Source organism: Bradyrhizobium sp. AT1 (genome assembly GCF_001590795.1).
In the GTDB taxonomy this organism is placed as follows: domain Bacteria; phylum Pseudomonadota; class Alphaproteobacteria; order Rhizobiales; family Xanthobacteraceae; genus Bradyrhizobium.
Genome location: NZ_JXDL01000001.1, coordinates 3,198,024 through 3,213,661 on the forward strand (window position 1 = coordinate 3,198,024; position 15,638 = coordinate 3,213,661).

Annotated in this window: 16 protein-coding genes; 7 read left to right on the forward strand and 9 right to left on the reverse strand. The window is 64.6% G+C overall.

What is annotated here, in order from left to right; translation table 11 throughout:
* Positions 1 to 3,178 (forward strand): response regulator (locus SE92_RS15075; RefSeq protein WP_157095886.1); only part of this gene is annotated, 3,178 nt, incomplete at its 5' end.
* A gap of 13 nt (positions 3,179 to 3,191) precedes the next feature.
* A complete protein-coding gene (locus tag SE92_RS15080) occupies positions 3,192 to 4,682 on the forward strand; it encodes an HWE histidine kinase domain-containing protein (RefSeq protein ID WP_063196477.1) in 1,491 nt (496 codons plus the stop codon).
* A gap of 66 nt (positions 4,683 to 4,748) precedes the next feature.
* Here the strand turns inward: SE92_RS15080 and SE92_RS15085 are convergent, their stop codons facing one another.
* Entirely contained in the window at positions 4,749 to 4,970 is a 222-nt protein-coding gene (locus SE92_RS15085) for a hypothetical protein (RefSeq protein ID WP_063196478.1), read from the reverse strand.
* Between the two features lie 141 nt (positions 4,971 to 5,111).
* Between SE92_RS15085 and SE92_RS15090 the strand changes: the two genes are divergently transcribed.
* Positions 5,112 to 5,369: a hypothetical protein gene (locus tag SE92_RS15090; RefSeq protein WP_063196479.1), complete on the forward strand. Its 258-nt coding sequence runs from the start codon at positions 5,112 to 5,114 to the stop codon at positions 5,367 to 5,369.
* 94 nt (positions 5,370 to 5,463) lie between these two features.
* Entirely contained in the window at positions 5,464 to 5,712 is a 249-nt protein-coding gene (locus SE92_RS15095) for a hypothetical protein (protein ID WP_063196480.1), read from the forward strand.
* Between the two features lie 87 nt (positions 5,713 to 5,799).
* Here the strand turns inward: SE92_RS15095 and SE92_RS15100 are convergent, their stop codons facing one another.
* Together SE92_RS15100 and SE92_RS15105 are read right to left on the reverse strand one after the other, a co-directional pair.
* Positions 5,800 to 6,009, reverse strand: coding sequence for a hypothetical protein (locus SE92_RS15100; RefSeq protein ID WP_063196481.1), 210 nt, complete (start codon positions 6,007 to 6,009; stop codon positions 5,800 to 5,802).
* A gap of 18 nt (positions 6,010 to 6,027) precedes the next feature.
* A complete protein-coding gene (locus tag SE92_RS15105; RefSeq protein ID WP_063196482.1) occupies positions 6,028 to 6,249 on the reverse strand; it encodes a hypothetical protein in 222 nt (73 codons plus the stop codon).
* A gap of 115 nt (positions 6,250 to 6,364) precedes the next feature.
* Here SE92_RS15105 and SE92_RS15110 point away from each other — a divergent pair, with 115 nt between their 5' ends.
* Together SE92_RS15110 and SE92_RS15115 are read left to right on the forward strand one after the other, a co-directional pair.
* Positions 6,365 to 6,559, forward strand: a complete 195-nt coding sequence (locus SE92_RS15110; protein ID WP_063196483.1) for a DUF3072 domain-containing protein — start codon at positions 6,365 to 6,367, stop codon at positions 6,557 to 6,559.
* An 87-nt stretch (positions 6,560 to 6,646) separates the two neighbouring features.
* Positions 6,647 to 6,925, forward strand: a complete 279-nt coding sequence (locus SE92_RS15115) for a DUF6496 domain-containing protein (RefSeq protein ID WP_063196484.1) — start codon at positions 6,647 to 6,649, stop codon at positions 6,923 to 6,925.
* 12 nt (positions 6,926 to 6,937) lie between these two features.
* Here the strand turns inward: SE92_RS15115 and SE92_RS15120 are convergent, their stop codons facing one another.
* The 3 genes from SE92_RS15120 to ftsH all read right to left on the reverse strand — a co-directional run bounded on the left by SE92_RS15120 (position 6,938) and on the right by ftsH (position 11,094).
* Complete coding sequence (locus SE92_RS15120) at positions 6,938 to 7,300, reverse strand: hypothetical protein (RefSeq protein ID WP_063203547.1); 363 nt, start codon at positions 7,298 to 7,300, stop codon at positions 6,938 to 6,940.
* Between the two features lie 261 nt (positions 7,301 to 7,561).
* Positions 7,562 to 9,109 (reverse strand): Do family serine endopeptidase, encoded by a 1,548-nt coding sequence (locus SE92_RS15125; protein ID WP_063196485.1) that lies wholly within the window; start codon positions 9,107 to 9,109, stop codon positions 7,562 to 7,564.
* Between the two features lie 140 nt (positions 9,110 to 9,249).
* Complete coding sequence (gene ftsH / locus SE92_RS15130; RefSeq protein WP_063196486.1) at positions 9,250 to 11,094, reverse strand: ATP-dependent zinc metalloprotease FtsH; 1,845 nt, start codon at positions 11,092 to 11,094, stop codon at positions 9,250 to 9,252.
* A 184-nt stretch (positions 11,095 to 11,278) separates the two neighbouring features.
* On the opposite strand from ftsH, the gene SE92_RS15135 reads away from it, so the two are divergent.
* The gene (locus tag SE92_RS15135; RefSeq protein ID WP_063196487.1) at positions 11,279 to 12,115 is read left to right on the forward strand and encodes a universal stress protein; all 837 of its coding nucleotides are present in this window, start codon (positions 11,279 to 11,281) and stop codon (positions 12,113 to 12,115) included.
* 13 nt (positions 12,116 to 12,128) lie between these two features.
* Here the strand turns inward: SE92_RS15135 and SE92_RS15140 are convergent, their stop codons facing one another.
* The 3 genes from SE92_RS15140 to SE92_RS15150 form a co-directional block, all read right to left on the reverse strand.
* Complete coding sequence (locus SE92_RS15140; RefSeq protein ID WP_063203548.1) at positions 12,129 to 12,341, reverse strand: hypothetical protein; 213 nt, start codon at positions 12,339 to 12,341, stop codon at positions 12,129 to 12,131.
* Positions 12,342 to 12,553: 212 nt separating this feature from the next.
* Positions 12,554 to 14,431, reverse strand: coding sequence for a putative bifunctional diguanylate cyclase/phosphodiesterase (locus SE92_RS15145; RefSeq protein WP_063196488.1), 1,878 nt, complete (start codon positions 14,429 to 14,431; stop codon positions 12,554 to 12,556).
* Complete coding sequence (locus SE92_RS15150) at positions 14,428 to 15,579, reverse strand: FIST signal transduction protein (protein ID WP_063196489.1); 1,152 nt, start codon at positions 15,577 to 15,579, stop codon at positions 14,428 to 14,430. The genes SE92_RS15145 and SE92_RS15150 overlap by 4 nt, the downstream gene beginning before the upstream one ends.
* Positions 15,580 to 15,638 lie beyond the last annotated feature (59 nt).

A 15,638-nucleotide genomic window follows, 5' to 3' on the forward strand; every position in this document is an offset into this window, starting at 1 on the left:
GAACCTGACCGAACAGGTGCGCGGCATCGTCAAGGTGGTGACCGCGGTTGCCGACGGCGACTTGAAGCAGCAGCTCACCGTGAAGTCGAAGGGCGAAGTCGCCGCGCTCGCCGACACCATCAACAACATGACCGAGACGCTCGCGACCTTTGCCGATCAGGTGACCAGCGTGGCGCGCGAGGTCGGCGTCGAAGGCCGGCTCGGCGGCCAAGCCAACGTGCCGAGCGCGGCCGGCACCTGGAAGGACCTCACCGGCAACGTCAACCTGCTCGCCGCCAACCTGACCTCGCAGGTGCGCGCCATTGCCGAGGTCGCGACCGCCGTGACCAAGGGCGACCTGACGCGCTCGATTCAGGTCGATGCGCGCGGCGAAATGGCCGAACTGAAGGACAACATCAACACGATGATCACGAATCTCCGTCTTACGACGGACGTGAACACCGAGCAGGACTGGCTGAAGACCAACCTCGCCAAATTCACCAACATGCTCCAGGGCCAGCGCGACCTCACCACGGTCGGCCGGCTGCTGCTGACCGAGCTGTCGCCACTGGTGAATGCGCATACCGGCGTGATCTACCAGGTCGAGAACGAGGACAATCCGCAACTCCTGCTGCTGGCCTCCTATGCCAGCGACGGCATCTACCCCTATCAGCGCGTGCTGCAGTTCGGCGACGGCCTGATCGGCCAATGCGCTCTCGACAAGCGGCCGCGCGTGGTCGCCGACATTCCGCCCGACGTGGTGCCGATCAACTCGGCGCTGTTCCGCGTCGCGCCGAAGAACCTCGTCGTGCTGCCGGTGCTGTTCGAGGGCCAGGTCAAGGCCGTGATCGAGCTCGCCTCGCTGGTCTCCTTCACGACCTCGCAGATGACCTTCCTGGAGCAGCTCACCGACTCCATCGGCATCGTGCTCAATTCGATCGAAGCGACGATGCAGACCGAAGGCCTACTCAAGCAGTCGCAACAGCTCGCCGGCGAGCTCCAGACCCAGCAACGCGAATTGCAACAGACCAACGACCAGCTCGAGCAGAAGGCGCAGCAGCTCGCCGAGCGCAACGTCGAGGTCGAACGCAAGAACCAGGAGATCGAGCAGGCCCGCCGCGCCCTGGAGGAAAAGGCGACCGAGCTTGCGCTGACCTCGAAGTACAAGTCCGAATTCCTCGCCAATATGAGCCACGAGCTGCGCACGCCGCTGAACTCGATCCTGATCCTGGGGCAGCAGCTCACCGACAATCCGGACGGCAACCTCTCGGCCAAGCAGGTCGAGTTCGCCCGCACCATCCACGGCGCCGGCACCGACCTGCTCAATCTGATCAGCGACATTCTGGATCTGTCCAAGATCGAATCCGGCACGGTGACGGTCGACGCCGAGGAAATCCTGACCGCGAATTTGCTCGAGACCGTCGGGCGGCCGTTCCGCCACGAGGCGGACAACCGCAACCTGTCGTTCAAGATCGACGTCGATCCGAACTTGCCGCGCAGCATCGTCACCGACTCCAAGCGTCTGCAACAGGTGCTGAAGAACCTGTTGTCCAACGCCTTCAAGTTCACCGCCGAGGGCGAGGTGCGCCTCAAGGTCGCCGGCGCGCTCGGCGGCTGGGGAACGGATCACCCGGTGCTGAACACCGCACCGGCCGTGATCGCGTTCGAAGTGTCCGATACCGGCATCGGCATTCCCCTGGAGAAGCAGAAGCTGATCTTCGAGGCGTTCCAGCAGGCGGATGCCGGCACCAGCCGGAAATACGGCGGCACCGGCCTCGGCCTTGCGATCAGCCGCGAGCTGGCGAGCCTGCTCGGCGGCGAGATCCATCTGCGCAGCTCGCCCGGCAAGGGCTCGTCTTTCATTCTTTACCTGCCGCTGAAATATTCCGGCCCGACACTGGCGCCGCGCGCGGCGCCTGCGCCGCAGCAGCATAACCAGCCTCCGGCGCTACAGCCGGCCACGGCCGACCAGCAGCCGCGCGTCATCGAGCAGCTTCCCGACGACCGGCTCAACCTCGAGCCCGGCGACAGCATCCTGCTGATCGTCGAGGACGACCCGCATTACGCGCGCGTGCTGGTCGATCTCGCGCGCGACAAGGGATTCAAGGTGCTGGTCGCCGCCCGCGGCGCGGAGGCGCTGGAGCTCGCCAAGCAATATCAGCCGCGTGCCGTCTCGCTCGACGTGTTCCTGCCCGACATGCTCGGGTGGACCGTGCTGAGCCAGCTCAAGCACAATCCGCTGACCCGTCACATCCCCGTGCAGATCATCACGCTCGACGAGGATCGCCAGCATGCACTGGCGCGCGGCGCGTTCTCCTTCGTCAACAAGCCGACGACGACCGAAGGCGTCGCGGCCGCGCTGACGCAGATCAAGGAATATGCACGGCCCAGGCGCAAGCGACTCCTGATCGTCGAGGACAACGAAGCCGAGCAGCTCTCGATCCGCGAGCTGCTGCACCACGACGATATCGAGATCGTGACGACCGACACCGGTGCTGGCGCGCTCTCGACACTGCGCGAAGCGCCCTGCGACTGCGTGGTGCTCGACCTCCGCCTGCCCGACATGAGCGGCTTCGAGGTGCTGGACCAGATCCGCAACGACGAGGCGCTGTCGAACGTTCCGGTGGTGGTGTTCACCGGCCGCGAGCTTTCGGCGGAGGAGGACGCGGAACTCCACACCATGGCCCGCAGCATCGTGGTCAAGGGCGTGGAATCGCCCGAACGACTGCTCGACGAGACCGCGCTGTTCCTGCACCGCGTGATCACGGAACTTCCGCTTGAGAAGCAGCGCATGCTGGAGAAGCTGAACAGTTCCGACGAGGACCTGATCGGCAAGACCGCCCTGCTCGTCGACGACGACGCCCGCAACATCTTCGCGCTGTCGAGCGTGCTGGAACGCCGCGGCATGAAAGTACTGACGGCAACGACCGGCAGCGAAGCGGTGACCCTGGTCGAATCCAACCCGGAGATCGCCATCGTCCTGATGGACATCATGATGCCGCAGATGGATGGCTATCAGACCATCGGCGTCATCCGCGAAAATCCGGCCTTCGCCCGCCTTCCGATCATCGCGCTGACCGCCAAGGCGATGAAGGGCGACCGGGAGAAATGCCTCGAAGCCGGCGCGTCCGACTACCTCGCCAAACCCGTCAACACCGATCAATTGCTGCTTGCGATCCGCATGTGGCTGCACCGCTGAGTTGGATCCGAGAATGGACCACGAAAAGGTCAACATCCTCCTTGTCGACGACCAGCCCGCAAAGCTGCTCGCCTATGAGGTGATCCTGAAGGACCTCGGCGAGAACCTCGTGATCGCCTCGTCCGGGCGCGAGGCGCTGGAGCTGCTGCTCAAGACCGAGATCGCGGTGATCCTGGTCGACGTCTGCATGCCCGAGCTCGACGGCTTCGAGCTCGCCGCAATGATCCGCGAGCATCCGCGTTTCCAGAAGACCGCGATGATCTTCATCTCCGCCATCCAGGTCAGCGACATCGACCGGCTGCGCGGTTACGAAATGGGCGCGGTCGACTACGTCCCGGTCCCGGTCGTGCCGGAGGTGCTGCGCGCCAAGATCAAGGTGTTTGCCGAGCTCTATCGCAAGACGCGCGAGCTCGAACGGCTGAACCATGAGCTCGAGGATCGCGTCCGCGCACGTACGGCGGAACTGGAAAACTCCACCGCGAAGCTGCGCGAGAGCGAGCAGCGGCGCAGCATGGCGATCGCCGCCGGCAAGATGGGCTCCTGGGATTGGGACTGGATCAGCGGCGACTGGATGTGGGACGAAGGGCAGTATCGCATCTTCGGCGTCAGCCCCGAAACCTTCGAGGTCAACCCCGCCAACGTCCAGGCGCTGTTGCATCCCGATGACCTCGATCAGTTGCGCAAGGCGATCGCCGAGTTCAACAAGGGCACGCGGGCTTATGAGACCGAGTTCCGCATCATACGGCCGGACGGAGAGGTGCGCTGGTGCGTCGGCACGGCGGCGGCAACCGTGGACGATAGCAGCCGCGTCGTTCGCGTCAGCGGCGTCACCGTGGACATCACGGAACGCAAGCGGGCCGAGGAACGGCAAAACCTGCTGGCGCGGGAAGTCGATCATCGCGCCAAAAACGCGCTGGCGCTGGCGCAGTCGATCGTGCGCCTGACGCGGGCCGACGAGGTCAAGGCCTATGTCAGCGCCGTCGAGGGACGCATCAACGCGCTGGCGCGCGTGCACACCATCCTGTCACTGTCGAGCTGGCAGGGCGCCGAGCTCTCCCGGCTGATCGACGAGGAGCTTGCGCCCTATTCGCTCGGCGGCCAGATCATGTTGGCGGGTCCGAAGGTTCAGTTGCTGCCGGCGACGGCCCAGACGCTGGCGCTCGCATTGCACGAGCTCTTCACCAACTCGGCCAAGTATGGCGCGCTCTCGACCAGATCGGGACGGCTCACCATCGGCTGGCAGGTCGAGGATCAGGTTCTGACGCTGAACTGGGAGGAATCCGGCGGTCCGCTCGTCATCACTCCGAAATCGCGCGGCTTCGGCACGCGGAGCCTGCTGGCGAGCGTCGAGTCCCAGCTCGGTGGACAGGCGCAATTCGATTGGCGGGCCGAGGGCCTGTTGTGCCGTCTAGAGGTGCCGTTGACACGCAAGTCAGCGGCGACGACCGCATCCGGCAAGTTCGAGGACGCCAGCTCCGCCGAATTGCAACGCGCATCGGGTTAGAGCGTTTTGCAGCGAAGCGGAGACCGTTTCGCGCCGCAACAACGCGTCATGACGAGCATAAAAGCTCTAGCCGGACGCCGCGCTGGTCATGCGTTGCACCGTCCGCGATTCGCGCGCGACGCGGCCTTCGAGCCAGGCTTCCGTTTGGGCGAGATCCCGTAACGCCCTGGCATAGCGGCGAGCCGCGCTTCGCTCCGCGCCCCGCGGCAGCTTGCGCGCCTTCCGCAGAATGTCCGCGGCGGCGTTGCGATAGGCCAGTGAGCGGTAAAGAAAGACGACCTTGCCCATATCGAATGTTCCCGTTTGATGGCGCCATCCTCGCAAGGTCGGCATGAACGACGGATGAAGCCGGGAATGACAATTCCTTCATTCATTTTGGAACCAGAGACGACCGCCCGCGTTTGCATGCCAGATCGGGATGTAGTTCCCATGCGCGCAAAGAAGTCGTCGGACCTGATCTCTCCTGCCGGCCTCATCAAGCTGATGACGCATGCCATGATGGGCGCGGCCCTCGGCCTGACTTTCAGTATCGCGCTGATCCTGTGCAATCCCGCCGTTGCCAGCCTGATCAATCACGGCGGAAGCCAGGCCGCGGCGGTTTTTGCCCTCACATTGGTAACGACGTTCGCGATCGGCGCGACCCTCACCGGCGTGGTGTTCATCCTCGCCGAGGACAAGCAATCTTGAAGCGTGAGTAAGCACGGTTGGTACTTTGCCAGGAACTACTGCGGCAAAACGCGGTTGGCTGCCTGCGTCATTTTAACTCAGGGAGTTCCCTCGCATGACAAAGACCAAGCTCGCCCTCACCGTAATGTTGGCAACCGGCCTCGCTGCCGCGCCGCTTGCCGCGCAAGCCAAGTCGCACAAGGCGAAACACGGATCCTCGATGTCGTCGTCTCAGACCACCGGCGCCAACACCAAGGCGTCCAAGGGTGCGGATCCTTCCGGCCAGGGCGGCTCCGGTCCCGGCTCGGATCAGGGTGGCACCATGACGAACAAGAGCAGCAAGGACATGAGCAACACCAAGTAAGCTCAGGCGCCATCTCGGACAAAAGCCCCGCAGCAGAGCGGGGCTTTTTTTCGTCTCGATGAGCGGCCGGCCACCGGCTGCGTCAGCTCATTGCGGCCGGCGCTTCTGGCAGTTGAGCCCGCCGCCCGCGGAATTCGTCTTCATGAGATGATCGAGCTGCGCCCGCTTGCGTCCGATCAGAAGCTGGGCCGCAACATGATCGAGACCCGCACGCTGCAATTGCCGGATGGCAGAGCCCAGTTCGAGAATCTCGGCGCGCAATTTCAGGATCCGGTAAGCGTCCGGGTCTTCCTCCATGGCGCCACCTCAGAGCATTCAGCGCCGTGTGTTCGCGCGCTTGGGATGGCCGACGCTCTTCTTGAGACGAAGCCGCATCCGGTCGCGGACGTCAGGCAGCACATCACCGCCGCCGGCCGCCTTCCATTCGCCGACCAACAGATTGATCTTCTGACGCAGATCCATCTGCGCAAGGGCCTGCTCGGTGCAGTCGCGATCAGCGTTGATAGAAGCGCGCACGGCGGCCTCGACGTCGGCCATTTCTAGCCTCAAGCCGCTGATTTTACGTCGAATTTCATTAATTCTGTTGTCCATGGCTTGTTAGAACAAAATAAGAACATATAGTCAAGTCGGGATTTCACCACGGAGACGCCAGATGCAGGTTCAAGTGAGATACGACGCCAAGGTTTTCCTCGCCGAGCAGATGACCCGGGCGCAGTCGCTGAGGCTGAAGCGGTTGAGCGAGGAGGCCTATCAGCCGGCGCAATATGCGCGCGATCTGTCCTCTACCGAAGCCGCGCGGCGGATCCAGGTGCTGGAAGCGGAGATCGAGCTGGCGAATTCCTTCTAGGCGACGGCATACGCCCGCAACGTCGGGTGCGCACTTTCGGAACCATGCCTGTGTCGAACGGTTCTCCCCGGCCAAGGGAGAACATGCATGGCACGCAAGGCAAAGAAGCGCCGCTACTCGCGCAGCTCCAGCAGCGATGTCGAGAGCGAGATGCGACGCTACAAGAAGGGTACCGCGAAGAGCGGTCGCAAAGGTCGCGGCGGACGCGTAAAGAGCCGCAAGCAGGCGATCGCGATCGGGCTGTCGAAGGCGCGCAAGAAGGGCAAGAAGGTCCCGAAGAAGGCCTCCAAGAAGAAAGCATCCAAGAAGAGAACGACGAAGAAGACGGCCAAGACGTCGTCGAAGCGCAAATCCAGCAAACGTTGACGCTGGCCTGTCTCAGATCATGCTGCCCGGCATGAAGCAGCGGATCGAGACCCCAAAGGCGGTCTTCACCGGCCACACCATGGTGCGGCCGGCGCGGTTCGGCTCGGTGATGACGGCTTCATCTGGCACTTCGATCCACTCTCCGTCCAGACGCACGCGGTAATGCCCGTTGTGCGACTCCCAGTCGGGATCAGCGACGGCAAAGCCGTCGGCGTCCGAGCAGCACGGACCGAGGTGGCTGCGCAGGCTGTCGAACCATGGCTTGAGCGGCGAGTCCGCGTAGCGGCCGTCGTCACGACCGAGCGCGTGTCCGCCCCAAAGCACGAACGGCGCCGCGAGCAGCGCCCCCCTCAGCGAGAGCTTCAATCGATCCATGTCGGCACCGATCAAATGCGGGCCACCGGCCAGTTGCACGAAAGACCCGGTAGTTCGAAGTTCCACGCTTGCAGCATCCCGGCAGCGTCGTTGCTGACGGGCATCGGAACTGTGATGGGCGAACACGGCTTTTTCGTATGAACCGGGTCACCATCGCTGCCGTTGACGAGAATGTTATCGGCGCCTGCCGTCAACTCTGGACGCGAAAGTAAAGGGCGGCCAGAGGGCCGCCCTTTGGATTGATGGGACGTGTCGTTTGCCTTAAGCGAGCGGCACCGCGACGAACCTCGTCGCCTCCGCGCTTTTGACCTGCAACAGCACGCTGCGCTTGCCCGACGATTTGGCCTGCGCCAGCTCCGAGCGGACGTCGCCGACATTGGCGACGGCCTTGCCGCCGACATTGAGGATGACGTCGCCGGTCTGGATGCCGCGCTGCGCCGCCGGCCCTTGCGGGTCGACCTCGGTGACGACGACGCCCTTCTGGCCGGCGCCCTGGACCTCACCGGCCGGCGCCAGGCCGAGCCCGAGACGCGGCGTGCCAGCGGTCGGCTGTCCGTTGCCCTCGTCGGCACCACCGTTGGCCCTGGCTTGCCGCTCGTTCGGCAATTCGCCGAGCGCGAGCGTCAGCGTCTTGGTCCCGCCATTGCGGTAGACGTCGAGCTTCACCGAACTGCCCGGGGCCAGGGTCGCGATGGTGCGGGCGAGGTCGCGGGAGTCCTTGATCGCGGTGCCGTTGACGGCGGTGATGACGTCACCCGCCTCGATGCCGGCCTTGGCCGCCGGGCTGCCGTCCTGCGGATTGTCGACGATGGCGCCGCGCGCCTCTTTCAGCCCGAGGCTGTCGGCAATCTCGGCGGTGACCGGCTGCACCTGCACGCCCAGCCAGCCACGGGTGACCGCGCCCTTGTCCTTCAGCTGCGCGACGACGAGCTTGGCAGTCGAGGCCGGAATGTCGAAGCCGATGCCGACCGAGCCGCCGGAGGGCGAGAAGATCGCCGTGTTTACGCCGATCACGTTGCCATTCATGTCGAAGGCCGGGCCGCCGGAATTGCCCTTGTTGATGGGCGCGTCGATCTGGATGTAGTCGTCATAGGGACCGTTGCCGATGTCGCGGCCGCTGGCCGAGACGATGCCGGCCGTCACGGTGCCGCCGAGACCGAAGGGATTGCCGACCGCGACCACCCAGTCGCCGATGCGCGGCTTCTGGTCGGAGAATTTGACGTACGGAAAGTCCCTCTTGCCGTCGACCTTGATCAGCGCGAGATCGGTCTTCGGATCGGTGCCGACGACCTTTGCGGTGTAGCTCGTGCCGTCATCCATCGTTACCTGCACCGAGGCGGCGTGGTCGACGACATGGTTGTTGGTCACGGCATAGCCGTCGGCGGAGATGAAGAAGCCGGAGCCCTCGCCCGTGACCATCTGGTGGCGCTGGCGCGGCATGCCGTTCATGCCGCCTTGGCCACGGAAGCCGAACTGCCGCGAGAACTGATCGAACGGAGAATCCTCGTCCTGATCCATCCGGTTCTGTTGCAGCATGGCGCTCTTGTCGTTGTCCTGGTCGATCCTGACCCGCACCGAGATGACGGCGGGCTTGACCTTGCTGACCAGATCACCAAAGCCCGGCGGCGTTGCGGCGGATTCCGCGGCCTGGGCCGGCGCGATGAAGGAGTTCAGAGCCAACGGCGAAGAGCCGGGCGAGGCCGCCAGCACGGCCACACCGAGCGCGGCCACGGTACCGAGCAGCGCGAGCCGGCGCGGTCTCAAGATCTTGCGGGACGTCGTGGTGTCGGAATTGACGTGATCGTTCATGTCGAAATGTCCATGTTGGATAAGTGTCGCCTTGCATCCAACATGGACGTCGTCACCTTACGACGTCCCGTCCATCCGATTAAATCTTGGCAAAGTGAGGTTTGGTCCGCGGCCAGCAGGCGCGGCCGTCTCATCCAACGTCATTCGGCGGCCTGACCGATCGTGGCGTTCGCACGCAAAGGTGCGAATTGCTCGGCGTTGAGGCTCTCCTTTTCGATCAGAAGCACGACTCCGGCCTCGAGATCCGCGCGATGCTCCTCGAGAATCTTGCGGGCAGTGACATCCCCCGCCTCGACAAGAGCGCGCACGGCAAGGTCGATTTCGCGGCCGGTGTCCTCCGCCGCGCTGACAACCGCATCCTGGGCGGCCTGCAGAAACATCGACGGTTTCGATGCATAGGTTCGCTGGCCGACGGTCGTGTCCATGCCGTACTTCGTCACCATCTCGACGGCAATCTCGGTCGCGCGCTGGAGATCGTCGGTCGCGCCGGTCGATACGTTGCCGTCGAAGATCAACCGCTCCGACGCGCGGCCGCCCATGAGGACCGCGATGCGGCTCTTCAACTCGGTCACCGTCAGCAGAAAACGATCCTCGGTCGGGCGCTGCATGGTGTATCCGAGCGCGCCAATTCCGCGCGGGATGATGGAGACCTTTTGCACGGGATCGACTCCGGGCAGATTGGCCGCGACCAGCGCGTGGCCCATCTCATGATAGGCGACACGTCGCCGCTCGTCCTTGTTCAGCACCCGGCTCTTCTTCTCGATGCCGGCCACCATACGTTCGATCGCCGCGGTGAAGTCCTCGAAGGCGACCTCGTCGGCCTTGCGGCGGGTCGCAGCGATCGCAGCTTCATTGATGAGGTTGGCGAGGTCGGCGCCGGTGAAGCCCGCGGTGAGACCCGCGACCTTGTCGAGATCGACGTCCTTCGCCATTCGGATCTTCTTGATGTGAACCCTGAGGATTGCGACGCGACCGCCCTTGTCGGGACGATCGACCAGCACCTGGCGGTCGAACCGGCCCGCGCGGAGCAACGCCGGATCGAGCACTTCCGGCCTGTTCGTGGCCGCCAGCAAGATGACGCCGGTCGAGGGATCAAATCCGTCGAGCTCTGCGAGAAGCTGGTTCAGCGTCTGCTCCTTCTCGTCGTAACCGCCGAAGGCATTCGGCATGCGGCTGCGCCCGAGTGCATCGAGTTCATCGATGAAGATGATGCAGGGCGCGGCCTTTCGAGCCTGCTCGAACAGATCGCGCACCCGCGCGGCGCCGACGCCCACGAACATCTCGACGAATTCCGAGCCGGAGATCGAGAAAAAGGGAACGGCGGCCTCGCCGGCGACGGCGCGCGCGAGCAAGGTCTTGCCGGTGCCGGGCGGTCCGACCAGCAAGATGCCCTTCGGCACATGGGCGCCCAGCCGGCCATAGCTGTTGGGATCCTTCAGAAAGGACACCACCTCCTGCAACTCGAACTTCGCCTCTTCAACGCCAGCCACATCGGCAAAGGTGACCTTGGTATCGGTCTCGACATAGACCTTGGCGCGGGACTTGCCGATCGACATCAACCCGCCGAACCCCTGCCGCTCAGCCAGGCGCCGTCCGAGAAACACCCAGACCAGATAGAACATCAACGCAGGCACGATCCAGGACAGGATGGTCTGGAACAGTCCGCCTGACGGCACGCCGGTGACCGTGATCCCCTTGTCCTGCAGCTTCTCCACCAGCGGCAGATCAACTCGCGCGGTCACGAACGCGGTCTTGTCGCCCGCCAGCTTTTCGCCCTCCTTTAACTTGCCCTGGATCGTGTCCTGACCGACGGATACTTCCGCGACCTTGCCTTGGGCGACGAGCCGTTCGAACTGGCTGTAGGGAATGTTTTCCACGGTATTATAGGTGGCAACCGCCCATTGCAGCAGCACGAGCAGGATTCCCGCCCCGAAAATATAGCCAATCGCAATGGTTCGTTGCTGCGACGACGAATCCTTAGCCATTCAACTCTCCATCAGGCCTGCCATCCCGGACCGCCTGGCGAGTTCATCTTAGGTGCTCGGGGGCCTGCGAGCTTGCGGAGGATCAAAAGCGGGTCTCGAAGCCACCATTGATGCAGGTCAACGAGCATTTCCTGATCGGTGGAAGATTTGCCACGAACCAAACGACGTCGATCGGAGCCGCGCCATGTACAAAGACATTCTCGTCCACATCCCCACCGAACGTCCCATGCGTTCCGCGATCGATGGCTCGATTTCGCTCGCCGCACAGTTCAACGCCCATCTCGACGCGGTCGCGGTCGGCTATGTCGCGACCAGCGCAGCTTACGTGATGGAGGGCGGTGCCGCGGTCGCCGCCGTGTTCGAGCTGGAACGCGAACGTGCCGTTGAGCGGGCCGAGGCCGCGCTCTCGGTGTTCGAAATCGAAGCGGCGAACGCCGGCATCTCCTACGCCTGCCGCCCGCTCGGCGCGATCCCGGTGGATGCCGCCGGCTCGCTCGGCGAGATGGCGCGGCTGCACGACCTCAGCGTCGTGCTGCAGCCCGACCCGGCGCAAGGCTCGTTCGACAACGACGTGCCGCGCGAGATCCTGTTCCAGGCCGGCGGCCCGGTGCTGTTCCTGCCCTACACCTTCCACGGCGCGTTCCAGGCGGGGCGGATCGGCATCTGCTGGGACGGCAGCCGCGTCGCGGCGCGCGCCGTGCACGACGCCGCGCCGTTCCTGGCGCGCGCCGACGAGATCGTGATCATCTCCATCAACGAGGACAAGGCGGTCTCGGACGAAGCTTCAGCGAACAGCCTGGCAAGACATCTCGGCCGGCGCGGACTGCCGACCCGCACGGTCAGCCTGTCGGCGACGCGCGCCGACATCCAGCCGACCATCCTGTCGCTGGCCGCCGACGAGGGCCTCGATCTCCTGGTGATGGGGGGCTACGGCCATTCGCGATTGCAGGAGCGAATTCTCGGCGGCGTCACCCGCGCCATGCTGGAAGCCATGACGGTCCCGACGCTGATGTCGCATTGACTGACAAGCGCCGTTACGCCGCGACCGGGGTCTCCCAGGTCGCGGGCGCCGCGGCGCCCTCGTCGTGCTGCACGTTGCACGCGTCGAAATGCGCCTTGAGCTCGACCTCGGCGAGATATTCGAAATGTTCGGCTTGGCCGAGGAGTTCCCAGTTCTGAAGCGGCCGGTAGGCGGCCTGCTGACGACAGAGGGACGCCAGCGCGCGGTAGCGACGTACGTTCTCCATGAGACCCTCCCTCGCATTCACCGGGCTTATTGCCCTAATTTGCGTCAGGCCGATGGCGGTTATGCAAAACATTTGCTGCGCGCGCAACGCGCCTGGGCTCGGTTAATTTTCGAGAAGCTTCGGTAAGAACTTTAGTTCCAAACGTCTGCGAGGAACTCCGGCCCCAAGGCCTGGGCGTCAAGGCCTGGGCGTCAAGGTTTGGGCGTCGAGGCCTAGGCGTAGAGCCGGCGCTCCACGGTCACGCCGACCAGGTCGAGATAGCGCTCGATCAGGTCGGGCCGGCCGATCAGATAACCCTGGATCTCCTCGCAGGCCTCGCGCGCCAGGAAGGCACGCTGCGCTTCCGTCTCCACCCCTTCGGCAATGACCGGGATGTTCAGGGCGTGCGCGAGGCTCAGGACCGCGCGGACAATCTCGGCCGATTGCGGCGTCGCCTCGAGATTGGAGATGAAACCGCGGTCGATCTTGATCTTGTCGAACGGAAACGACTGGAGATAGGACAGCGAGGAATACCCGGTGCCGAAATCGTCCATCGCGATGCGGACGCCGAGCGCCTTCAGCCGCCGCAGCAGATTGAGCGCGCGGGTGAAATCGCCGATCAGCACGCCCTCGGTGATCTCGACCTCGAGCCGCGTCGGGGTCAGCCCCGTCTCCAGCAGGATCTGGTGGATCGAACGTTCGAGATCGCCGGCCTGGAACTGGACCGGCGACAGATTGACGGCGACCTGCAGCGGCCGCGGCCAGGAGGCCGCCTCGCGGCACGCTTCGCGCAAGACCCATTCGCCGATCTCGATGATCAGCCCGTTCTCTTCGGCCAGCGGAATGAACTGATCCGGCGGCACGAAGCCCCGCGTCGGGTGGTTCCAGCGCAGCAGCGCCTCGAAGCCGATCACCTCGCCATCCACCCGCGCCTGCGGCTGGAAATACACCAGGAACTGGTTCTGCTCCAGCGCCTGCCGCAGATCGTGCTGCAACAGCCTGCGGTCGCGCAGTTCCTGGTCCATCTCGGATTCGAAGACGCGGACCCGCCCCCTGCCCTCGCGCTTGGCACGATAGAGCGCTGAATCGGCATTGGCGAGCAGCGTCACGGCATTGACGCCGTCATCCGGATAGAACGCGATGCCGACGCTGAGGCCGACATGGGGCAGATAGTCGTCGACCTCGAGCTCCTTGCCGATGGTCTCGACCAGGCGTTCGGCGAGCGCGAGAACATCCTCACGTCTGACCTCGTCGGGCATCAGGATCATGAACTCGTCGCCACCGATACGGGCGACGAAGGCACCGTCGGCTTCCGCGGCAAGCCGGTCCGCCGCCGCCCGCATCAGCATGTCGCCGACCGGATGGCCGAACACGTCGTTGACCTCCTTGAAGCGATCGAGATCGAGGCTGAGCACGGCAAAACTGGTCGAGGCCTCCTGCGCCCGCTCCAACCGCTCGTCGAGCGCGGCGTTGAAGGCGCTGCGGTTCGGCAGGTCGGTCAACGCGTCATGATGCGCAAGATGGCTGATCCGCGCCTCGTTCGTGATCCGCTCGGTGACGTCCTCGATCACGCCGACCAGATATTGCGGCGCGCCGGCGCTGTCTCTGACCAGCAGCTTGCGCGAATTGACCAGTCGCTCGCGGCCGTGGACGCCGACTTCGAGCCGATGCCCCTCCAGGAACATCGGCGTGCCGCTGTCGACGACGCGGCGATCCTGCTCGTTGACGACGCGGGCGATACTGTCCGGAAAGATCTCGTCCGGCGTCTTGCCCAGCATCTCCTCGCGCGGCACGCCGTAATATTCTTCGCCGGCGCGGTTGAGCAGGATGTAGCGCGAATCCCTCGCATCCTTGGCGAACACCGCGATCGGAACGTTCTCGATGATGCTGTCGAGGAATTCGCGCGCCCGCCTCAGATCCCGTTCGGCGCGCTGATGCGTCTGTTCGAGCTCCTCGATCATCAGCTTGATCGCGCGGTCGGTGCGGCGGCGATCGCAATCGCTCTCCTCGTAGGCCGCGCTGACGAGCTCGCTGAGCCTGGTCAGGTCGACCTTGCCGGATTCGTCCGTCGACTGGCGAATCTGTCTTGCGAGCATCCGGTGCATGGTCAAGCCGCCGCCTCCGCGATGACGGTGACGGTCATGGTCTGGTTATGCAGTTCGCAGCGGCCGGACGCGGCCGGCGGGGCGATCTCGCCGTAGGAGTAGAATCCGATCCGGACGACGTCCTCGCCGAGTTCGGCGGCAACGGCGTCGAGTTCGTCCTGCGTGCGCTGCCCCATGACCCTGCGGCGGCCGGTGCAGCTCACCAGGATCGCAAGCTTGTCGCCGGCAACGCCGTCCGCGAGCGCGCTGCGCGCCTGCTTGCCCGCCTCGCCGGCACCGGCGGCGAGACTGTCGAAATTGGCCCGCATCAATTGCGCGGTGCATCCTTCCGGAATGTCGGCGGCGAACGTCAGGGTGCGGGCATTGCGATCCACCGCAAACACCGAGCGCACGATCTGCCGGTTCGGCTCCGCCTCGTCGTGAATGCGCAACGGGAATGCCAGACCCGAACCCGGCATCGCCTCGGCCTCCTCCTCGCCGAGATAGCGGGTGTAGAGATCCAGCGGCGGCTCGCCGTCGAGCTCCACGACCACCGATCCTTCCGCCTTCGTCACCTTGCGGCGGGGCCCGAACACATCCCAGCCGCCGGCGCAGCCATGCGCGAACCGGAATGAGGCGCCGTAGAATGCGATTGCGGCGACGCGGTTTGGCGACGGCTCCGCGTCGGCTCCGACGATCGTCTGTTCAAATCGGGTTCCATCGCCGGCGAGCCCACCGGTGACGGGGAGGTCCGGCCCCAGGACTTCAGTGATTCCGGCAAGCAGTTCGCCGCCGTTGACCGCCAATCCGTCCGACAGCACAAACAGGCCCGCCAAATCCGCCGCCAGGACCTGGCTGGCAAGACGCGCGCCACAGGCCCGCGACGCATCGCGGCTCTCGATGACCTCCTGCACCAGCCGCACTTGCGTGTGGGCGAAATGCAGGGCGACCGCGACGACCTCGTCATCGCAGATGTCGTCGCCGTGGATCTGTCCGCCGGTGCTGCAACCGACGATATGACCGTCGGGATAGAGAGCATGCAGCTCGCGATAACGTTCGCCATCCGCAAGTTGCTCGCGGCTGCCGAAATAGAGCACGAGCTGGGGAGGCTCGCGCAGGGCATCCGCTCCGCGCCAACCATGGGCCGCATTCCAGTGAAGATATTGAATCTGCATCCCACGCTCCCTGCAGTTCTTGAACCACAGATTGTGGAGCGGCGCATTGCGTCGCCGTT